Source organism: Stenotrophomonas sp. TWI602 (assembly GCF_039674045.1).
Lineage (GTDB): Bacteria > Pseudomonadota > Gammaproteobacteria > Xanthomonadales > Xanthomonadaceae > Stenotrophomonas.
In genome coordinates this window covers 1-1,146 of sequence record NZ_JBDJMT010000051.1, presented here as the reverse complement: position 1 = coordinate 1,146, position 1,146 = coordinate 1, and the positions used below count along the sequence as shown (strand labels likewise).

General features: G+C 63.7%; 1 protein-coding gene. It reads left to right on the top strand.

Going from position 1 to position 1,146, the window contains the following annotated elements:
* Nucleotides 1–215 precede the first annotated feature (215 nt).
* Nucleotides 216–1,130, top strand: a complete 915-nt coding sequence (locus ABE483_RS18925) for a transposase (protein WP_346482189.1) — start codon at nucleotides 216–218, stop codon at nucleotides 1,128–1,130.
* Nucleotides 1,131–1,146: the final 16 nt, after the last annotated feature.

Genomic DNA, 1,146 nt, shown 5'->3' with positions numbered 1-1,146 from the left:
GTGGCTCTTATCTCTTGCCGATCTGGCACTTTAGGTGCCGAGAGCCCGGCGTGGGCGACCGTGTGGCTCTAGGTCTTGCGACCGCTGGGTAGCTTGGGTCCCCACGCCGGTTTCTCCCTGATCCGCCCGAACAGTTGATCGAGTTGGCGCTCGGACTGATAAGACTGGGCAAGCGGGGGGAGCTCTCGACCCTGTCAGCCTAGCGGAGTTCTGCCATGTATGGGATCGGGATCGATGTAAGTCAGGCCACGCTGGATGTGGCCGTCCATGAACAGGCGTTTCGCCAATTCAGCAACGACAAGCGCGGCTTTGTGCGGCTGATTCAGTGGCTGAAACAATGGCCCATCACGCAGGTCGTGCTGGAAGCCAGCGGCGGGTACGAGCGTGCCGCACTGGAGGCTTTGCACGAGGCTGGGCTTCCGATGGTCCGCATCAATCCTGCTCGGGCCCGCCGCTTCGCCCAAGCCACGGGACGTGCTGCCAAAACCGATCGACTCGACGCAGCCGTGCTGGCGCAGATGGCCCAACTCCTGCCGCTCACCCGCTACGTGCCACCGGCGCCCTGGCAGCGGCGGTTGGCCGAATTTGCGCAGTGCCGTCGTCATCTGGTGCAGATGCGCGTCAGCGAGATGCAGCGCTTGCGGCAGCTGACCGATCCAGTCCTGATCACGATCAAGCAGCGCCATCTTGCCCAGCTGTCCGAAGACCTTAAACAGCTGGACAAGGCCATTGCCGAGCAGCTCGCCGTGCAGCCCGGCTGGAAGAACATCGGAACGCTCAAAGGCGCTGGGCCGATCCTGGTCAGCACCTTGGCCTGCGAACTGCCGGAGCTGGGAACACTGGGGAGCAAGGCCATTGCTTCGCTGGTCGGCCTGGCGCCCATGAACCGCGAGAGCGGTACCTGGCAGGGCAAGCGCAGCATCACCGGGGGCCGGGCCGTAGTGCGCGAAGCGCTCTACATGGCGGCGCTAACGGCCATCCGTTACGAGCCCAGGCTACGTGACTTTTACGCGACCTTGAAAGCCAAAGGCAAGGCGAGCAAGGTGGCGCTGGTAGCGGTCATGCGCAAGATGCTGGTCATCCTCAACGCCCGCAAGCGGGACGCCGAGGCCGCGTTGGTCTGCACCTGATAAGACAGTTGCTACC